General features: G+C 62.4%; 7 protein-coding genes. 5 read left to right on the top strand and 2 right to left on the bottom strand.

Translation table 11 applies throughout. The features are described from left to right. From OB03_RS03155 to OB03_RS03175, 5 genes are all read left to right on the top strand, one after another. Positions 1-1,045 (top strand): acyl-CoA dehydrogenase family protein (locus OB03_RS03155; RefSeq protein ID WP_461343203.1); only part of this gene is annotated, 1,045 nt, incomplete at its 5' end. 95 nt (positions 1,046-1,140) lie between these two features. Further along, positions 1,141-1,686: a hypothetical protein gene (locus OB03_RS03160; protein ID WP_292051838.1), complete on the top strand. Its 546-nt coding sequence runs from the start codon at positions 1,141-1,143 to the stop codon at positions 1,684-1,686. Between the two features lie 17 nt (positions 1,687-1,703). Further along, entirely contained in the window at positions 1,704-2,753 is a 1,050-nt protein-coding gene (locus tag OB03_RS03165; RefSeq protein ID WP_461343204.1) for an enoyl-CoA hydratase/isomerase family protein, read from the top strand. Positions 2,754-2,785: 32 nt separating this feature from the next. Then, a complete protein-coding gene (gene mmsB / locus OB03_RS03170; protein WP_461343205.1) occupies positions 2,786-3,682 on the top strand; it encodes a 3-hydroxyisobutyrate dehydrogenase in 897 nt (298 codons plus the stop codon). Between the two features lie 105 nt (positions 3,683-3,787). Beyond that, positions 3,788-4,336, top strand: coding sequence for a pseudouridine synthase (locus OB03_RS03175; RefSeq protein ID WP_461343206.1), 549 nt, complete (start codon positions 3,788-3,790; stop codon positions 4,334-4,336). Between the two features lie 71 nt (positions 4,337-4,407). On the opposite strand, the gene acs is transcribed toward OB03_RS03175, so the two are convergent. After that, positions 4,408-6,291 (bottom strand): acetate--CoA ligase, encoded by a 1,884-nt coding sequence (gene acs / locus OB03_RS03180; RefSeq protein ID WP_461343207.1) that lies wholly within the window; start codon positions 6,289-6,291, stop codon positions 4,408-4,410. Positions 6,292-6,404: 113 nt separating this feature from the next. After that, positions 6,405-7,760 carry a DcaP family trimeric outer membrane transporter gene (locus OB03_RS03185; RefSeq protein WP_242915056.1) on the bottom strand — a complete coding sequence of 452 codons (1,356 nt, stop codon included), beginning with the start codon at positions 7,758-7,760 and terminating at the stop codon, positions 6,405-6,407. Positions 7,761-7,942: the final 182 nt, after the last annotated feature.

Raw genomic sequence — 7,942 nt, forward strand, 5'->3', positions numbered from 1 at the left:
CGAAGACAAACACTTCCCCCGCGACGTGCTGAAACAAGCCGCCGAAATGGGCTTTGCCGGGATCTATGTCGGCGAGGAACACGGTGGCATGGGTCTTGGCCGCGTTGAGGCTGCGGTGATCTTTGAAGAGCTGTCGCGCGGCGACGTGGCGACGGCGGCCTTCATCTCGATCCACAACATGGCCTCGTGGATGATCGACAAGTTCGGCTCTGCTGAACTTCGGATGCGCCTCGTTCCGTCGCTGGTGTCGATGGACAAAATCGCCAGCTACTGCCTGACCGAGCCGGGTTCCGGTTCGGACGCGGCTGCTCTTCGCACCACGGCTGTGCGTGACGGCGACCACTATGTCCTGAACGGCTCCAAGGCCTTCATCTCGGGCGCAGGTGCCTCCGACATTTACGTTGTCATGGTTCGCACCGGCGAAGAGGGTGCAAAGGGCATCTCGGCCATCGTTGTTGAAAACGGCACGGAAGGCCTGTCCTTCGGGGCCAATGAAAAGAAGATGGGCTGGAATGCCCAGCCGACCGCAGAGGTCGTTTTCGACAACTGCCGCGTGCCGGCCGCCAACCTGATCGGTACCGAGGGCGACGGTTTCAAATACGCCATGGCAGGCCTCGACGGTGGTCGCCTGAACATCGCCGCCTGCTCGCTGGGCGGGGCACGCCTCGCTTTGCAGACGGCGCAAGAATACGTCGAAGGCCGCAAACAGTTCGGCAAGCCGATCGGCAGTTTCCAGAACACCCAGTTCAAGCTGGCCGACATGGCGACGGACCTTGAGGCCGCCCGCCTGATGGTGCGTCGTGGCGCATGGGCTATCGACACGCAGCATCCCGAAAAGACCAAATGGTGCGCCATGGCCAAGCGGTTTGCCACGGACGCCGGTTTCCAGATCGCCGATGACGCCCTGCAACTGCACGGCGGGTATGGCTATCTGAAGGACTATCCGCTGGAGCGCATCGTGCGCGACCTGCGCGTCCACCGCATCCTCGAAGGCACCAACGAGATCATGCGCGTCATCGTCTCGCGGGAACTGGCCAAAGCTTAAGTCATGACGGTCCGGTGCGGCACTTCTGGTTTTCTGGCTCCAGATAGGGTTGTGTCGTCCGGACCGGACGCTGCCACGGGGGAGGCACAGTAACCATGACCGCACAGCCTATTTCGGCCTCAATCGACGCCGCCACCGCCGATCCCAATGCACAGCTCTGGGAGACATGGAGTGCCTTGGCCAGGATTTTTACCTTCAAACGGATGGTTGGCCACCTGACGCGGTCCAAGTCCGGCTGGGGGATTTACTCGGTCGATGTGGTCTCAACGCTCAAGGCCATGCCGATGGCGGTCGAGGGGCAACAGATTTTGGCGGGTCACAGCGATAGCGAACTGCTTCGCCTAAAGGCACTGGCTGATCTCAATGCGCGTCGCAACGACTCCATCTGGAAGATGGCGGCTCTGATCTATGTCTCGGGTCCGTTGTCGCTGTTTCTCGCGGGCCTGCAGCTTTCGCCGGCCTATGTGAAGGAAGTGCTCAAGCTCGGCAGTATCGGGTTCGTGCTTTTCTTCTTCACAATGCTGGCCTCGTTGGCTGTCTATTATTCCAACAATTGGCGCGCCCGTCAGATTGAATCGCTGATCGAACTGACCCTGATCGAGCGTGGTAATCTGTCATTTGTCACTAGCAATCCGTCCTGAGTATGCGGGAGAACACCTTGTCCGAAGCCGAAGTCATTACCCGCGTTGAATCTGGCGTTGGCCGCATCACCCTGAATCGCCCCAAGGCGATCCATGCGCTGAACCGCGCCATGTGCGAGGCGATGATCAAGGCGTTGCAGGCGTGGAAGTCGGATGATGCCGTGTCATCGGTCCTGATCGACCATGCAGGCGAGCGCGGCTTTTGCGCCGGTGGTGATATCCGCATGATCGCCGAAAGCGGTGCGGGCGATGCCTCCGAGGCCAAGGCCTTCTTCCATACCGAATATCAGCTGAACCATCTGATGTTCGAATACCCTAAGCCGATCACCGCCATTGTCGACGGTATCGTCATGGGCGGCGGCGTGGGCATTTCCGAGCCTGCAGACGTTCGCATCGCCACCGAGCGCACCACCTATGCCATGCCGGAAACCGGCATCGGCCTGTTCCCCGATGTGGGCGGCGGCTGGTTCCTGCCGCGCCTGCCGGGGCAGACGGGCGTCTGGCTGGCGCTGACGGGCGCGCGTTTGAAAGCCGCCGATACGGTCGCTCTGGGCATCCACACCCACTATGTGGCGTTGGACGTGATCGAGGCGTTGAAGGCCGATCTGCTGGCCAATCCGTCCGATCCCAAAGCCGTGGCCGACCGCGTGTCCGGCGATGCAGGCGAGGCTCCTCTCGCCGCCCACCGCGAGGCCATCGACCGCCTGTTCGCCTTCGATACGGTCGAGGAAATCTTCGCCGCTCTGGAAGCTGATGGCTCCGAATGGGCGCTGAAACAGCTGTCGATCCTGAAAACCAAGTCGCCGCAATCGCTGAAGGTGAGCCTTCGCCAAATCCGCGAGGGCGCGAAAATGGCGACCTTCGCCGACAACATGGCGATGGAATATGCACTGGGTGGCCGCGTCGTCTCCACGCACGATTTCCAGGAGGGTGTCCGCGCCGTCATCATCGACAAGGACAACGCCCCCAACTGGCAGCCTGCCGATATTGCAGGCGTCAGTGACGACATGATCGAGGCGCTGTTTGCCCCTCTGCCGCAAGACCAATCTTGGACGCCGCTGGCTTAATCAAGCGACGCCAACTCTAGGGAGTAACGACCATGACCAAGATCGCATTTATCGGCCTCGGCAATATGGGCGGCGGCATGGCTGCCAATCAGGCCAAGGCGGGCCACGAGGTCTTCGCCTTTGACCTGTCGGCCGATGCGTTGAAGCGCGCCGAGGCGGCAGGCTGCGAGCCTGTGAACTCGGTTGCCGATGCCGTAAAGGACGCCGAGGTGGTCATCACCATGCTGCCCGCGGGCCCGCATGTGTTGAAGGTCTATTCCGAACAGGTTCTGGGCGTGGCCCCGAAATCGGCGCTTCTGCTGGACTGCTCGACTATCGACGTGGAAACCGCTCGCAAGGTGGCTGCGCTCGCGACCGAGGCTGGCTACACCTTCGCCGACGCCCCCGTTTCGGGCGGCACGGCGGCGGCTGAGGCCGGAACTCTGGCCTTCATGGTCGGCTGTGACGAGGGGGTCTTTGCAAAGGTCGAGGCGGCGCTGGAGCCGATGAGCCGCATCACTATCCGCGCGGGCGACCATGGTGCGGGTCAGGCGGCCAAGATCTGCAACAACATGCTGCTGGGCATTTCGATGATCGGCACCTGCGAGGCCATCGCCCTTGCAGAAAAGCTGGGCCTCGACCCCGAGCGTTTCTTCGAGATCGCGTCCAAGTCGTCCGGCCAGTGCTGGAGCGTGACCAGCTACTATCCGTGGCCCGGCCCCGTGCCGACCGCCCCGTCCAACCGCAACTATGAAGGCGGCTTTGCCACCGCCATGATGCTCAAGGACCTGAAGCTGGCCCAAGATGCCGCCGCCAAAGCCGGAGCCTCCACACCGCTCGCCGCCCAAGCCGAGGCCCTCTACGCCCTCTTCAACAACCTCGGCAACGGCCACCGCGACTTCTCAGCGATGCTGGAGATGCTGCGGGGCAGCCAGCCTAAAGCCCTGTAAATCGACAACAACGAAACCCCGAGCCTTCAGAAAGCTCGGGGTTTTGCGTATCGGAGGGACTACATTTGCTGAGGACGTCGCCCCGCCTTGGCGCTACAAGGCGGCATGACCCTTATCGTTTTTAACAAGCCGTTTGATGTGTTGAGCCAGTTCACCGACAAGGCGACGGAAGGCTCGGAGCGTCGGACGTTGTCCGATTTCATCGACGTGCCGAACGTCTATCCGGCGGGGCGTCTGGATCGGGACAGTGAGGGGCTGATGCTGCTGACCGACGACGGGCGGCTGCAGGCGCGGATTTCGGATCCGAAATACAAGACCAAGAAAACCTATCTGGCCCACGTCGAGGGCATCGCCACCGAAGAGCAGATGGAACAGCTGCGCCGTGGTGTGATGCTGAAGGACGGCATGACCCGTCCTGCCGAGGCCGAACTGATCGACGACCCCAACCTGTGGGAGCGCATCCCGCCGATCCGCGTGCGCAAGAGCGTGCCGGATAGCTGGATCAAGGTGACGATTGCCGAGGGCCGTAACCGTCAGGTGCGGCGTATGTGCGCGGCGGTGAACCTGCCGTGCCTTCGCCTCGTGCGCTGGAGCGTGGGCCGCTGGTCGCTGGACGGCCTCGCTCCCGGCGAATGGATGGAAGTCGAGCGCTAGAAATGAAAAGCCCCGAACTGCTGGCGAACAGTTCGGGGCTTTTGCCGTTCAGGGCCTGAGCGGGGGACGGATCAGGCGGCTGCGCGGTTCTTGACCAGATCGTCCACCACGGACGGATCGGCGAGGGTTGAGGTATCGCCCAGAGCGCTGACCTCGTTCTCGGCGATCTTGCGCAGGATGCGGCGCATAATCTTGCCCGAACGGGTCTTGGGCAGGCCGGGGGCCCACTGGATTACATCGGGCGCGGCAATCGGGCCGATCTCGTTGCGCACGTGGGCAACGAGGGCCTTGCGCAGGTCCTCGGTCGGCTCGACACCAGCATTCAGCGTCACATAGGCATAGATGCCCTGACCCTTGATGCCGTGCGGGAAGCCGACGACGGCGGCCTCGGCCACATCGTCGTGCAGAACGAGGGCGCTTTCGACCTCGGCGGTGCCCATGCGGTGGCCCGACACATTGATCACGTCATCGACGCGGCCGGTGATCCAGTAATCGCCGTCCTCGTCACGGCGGCAGCCGTCACCGGTGAAATACTTGCCCGCATAGGTCGAGAAATAGGTTTCGAAGAAGCGCTGGTGGTCGCCATACACGGTGCGCATCTGGCCGGGCCAACTGTCGGTGATGCATAGGTTGCCCTCGGTCACGCCTTCCAGAACCTGACCCTCGGCATCGACGATCTGAAGCTCCACACCCGGTAGCGGCTTGGTGGCGGAGCCGGGCTTGAGGTCCGTCGCCCCCGGTAGCGGCGAGATCAGGATGCCGCCCGTCTCGGTCTGCCACCATGTGTCGACGATGGGCAGTTTGGAGTTACCGACGACTTCGTAATACCAGCGCCAAGCCTCGGGGTTGATCGGCTCGCCCACGGTGCCGAGCAGGCGCAAGGACGCGCGGCTGGATGACTTCACAGGCTCGTCGCCTTCCTTCATCAGGGCGCGAAGGGCGGTGGGGGCGGTGTAGAAGACGTTGACATTGTGTTTGTCGATGACTTCCCAGCAGCGCGACACGCTCGGATAGTTCGGCACGCCTTCGAACAGCAGCGTGGTGGCCGCATTCGAGAGCGGGCCGTAGACGCCGTAGGAGTGACCTGTCACCCAGCCCACATCGGCGGTGCACCAATAGACCTCGCCTGGGCGGTAATCGAACACATGCTGGTGCGTCCACGACGCCCAGACCATATAGCCGCCGGTGGTGTGCAGCACGCCCTTGGGCTTACCCGTCGAACCCGAGGTATAGAGGATGAACAGCGGGTCCTCGGCGTTCATCGGCTCGGGCGGGCAGTCGGGGCTGGCAGCATCGACGGCCGTTTTCCAGTCGATGTCGCGGCCATCAACCATCGGAACGTCGGCGTCGGTGTGGCGCAGGACGAGGACCTTTTTGACCGACACCTTCTCCAGCGCCTTGTCGACATTGGCCTTCAGCGGGACCTTGCGGCCGCCGCGGCAGCCTTCGTTGGCGGTGATGACAAAGGTGCTTTCGCAGTCCTCGATCCGGCCCGCGATACTATCGGGTGAGAAGCCGCCGAAGATGACCGAGTGCACCGCGCCGATGCGCGCGCAGGCCAGCATGGCATAGGCCGCTTCGGGCACCATCGGCATGTACAGGGTGACGCGGTCGCCCTTCTTCACGCCCTCGGCCTTCAGCACATCGGCGAGGCGGCAGACCTGCTCATGCAGTTCGCCATAGGTGATCTTGCGGCTGTCGGTGGGCTCGTCGCCTTCCCAGATGATGGCGACCTCGTCCTTGCGGGCGGGCAGGTGGCGGTCGATGCAGTTGGCCGAGACGTTCAGCACACCGTCCTCGAACCATTTGATGCGGAAGTCGTCCTTGTTGAACGATACGTCCTTTATCTTGGTCGGGAAGGTCATCCAGTCCAGGCGTTTTGCGACCTTGGACCAATAGGCGACGGGATTGTCGCGTGCCTCCTTCCGCGCTGCTTCATAGGCTGCGGCGTCCATGTACGAACGGGCAGCGAGGTCACTGGATACTGGATAGATGAGCGGATCAGGCACGCGATAATTCCTCCGATGATATCCTGTCGGCCTCTGGTTTTTCCGAGGCCGTTCAGGACTTAAAAGCCGTATTTTGCGAACAAGGTCAGGCGGGTCATATCGCCTGATAGATTGTTCTCGAGCTTGCGTTCACCGAACATAAGTTCGGCCCCGACATCCAGACCCGCAAGCGGGGTGTAGATCAAGTTCCCGCGAACGCTGCTGGCAGACTTGGTGACGCCAAGTCCGGTCAGGGATGTCGGATTGTCGATGGACTGGTGGGCCAGCATCAGCGACGAGCGCCAGCCCGGCGACCAGATGTGACGATAGCCGACGTAGCCGCCGATCACGCCGATGGCTTCCAGATCGCCGTTGGCGTCCAGCACGGCGTCGTTGGACAGGTTCAAGCCCAGATAGCGCCCGATGCCTTCGCCGCCGGTCAGGACAAAACGGATGTCGTCCTGTGAGCCGACCTTGATCTTGCCCGTCGCCGACAGACCCCAGCCGAGGACCGAGCTGTCGATATTGGCCGCCGGATTTTCGTGACGCAGTTGGCGGACAAGTCCCGACATCTGGAACTCGCCCCACGGACGGGCGACCAGATAGCGCGCGACGATATCGGGCATCAGATTGTCGTCGGACACGATGCGCGTGCCGCCGCCGAACGGGGTAACGGTGGTCTCGGGGTTCTCGACGGCGATGGCGAACGGGCCGCGCGTATAGCGCACTTGCGGCTGGCGGACGATCAGTGAACCTTCGACCGGACCGACATAGTCGGCGGTTTCTGGCATGGTGTTCAGGTTGACGAAGGTCGTCCACTCCTGACCGATCAGCCAGTTATCCACCGTGACAAAGGCCCGTCGCAGGGCGGGCGTGGAGGGGTTGGTCGTGCGCTGGTCGCCGGTACCGGGCAGGGCCTGGAAATCCATTTCCAAGCGGGCGCCGACCTTGTGGCCTGAGACGTTGCCATCAGCCGTCAGCCAGAAACGCGACTGGCGGGCGCTAAACTCGCTCTCGGCCCCTTCGGATTGGCCGCCGACAGGGATGGATCCGGGGAGGTAGAAGTCGTGCAGGGTATCGCCAACCGGGGGCGACCCGTCCGAATAGTCGCTGATCTTGGCGTCGGCTTTGATGAAACCGCCGAAGTTCAGGGTCAGATCACCGACCTGAAATCCCTTGGCGGGTGCGGCGGCAGGACGGGCGACCGGAGCAGGCGGCGGGGCTTGCTGGATGCGGATGATATCATCGGCCAATGCTTGCGTGCGGACCTGCTGGCTGGCCTGATTTTCACGGATAGCGGCCTTCAACTCCCCCAGTTCGGCCTCAAGCTGGGCAATGCGGGCTTCGAGCGCGGCCGAGTTATCCTGAGCCGACGCAGACGTAGCAGTGAGGAGCGCAGCAAACGCCACGCCGCCCCAAAGGCGGTGGTAAGCCATGATTTTCCTCCCGGTCCTGTCTTTTTTTGCAGGTCCCGAAGGCACTTTTCCGCGTCACACTGGTTTCTGACATTAGCTAATGGTCTAATCTCGACCAAAGTAGAGACCTGTCATTCTGTCGCCATGACAGTCGGGCAGGTGTCTTCGACATTTGGATGGAAGGACGTTCATGGACCGTATCG

Source organism: Brevundimonas sp. GN22 (assembly GCF_054824005.1).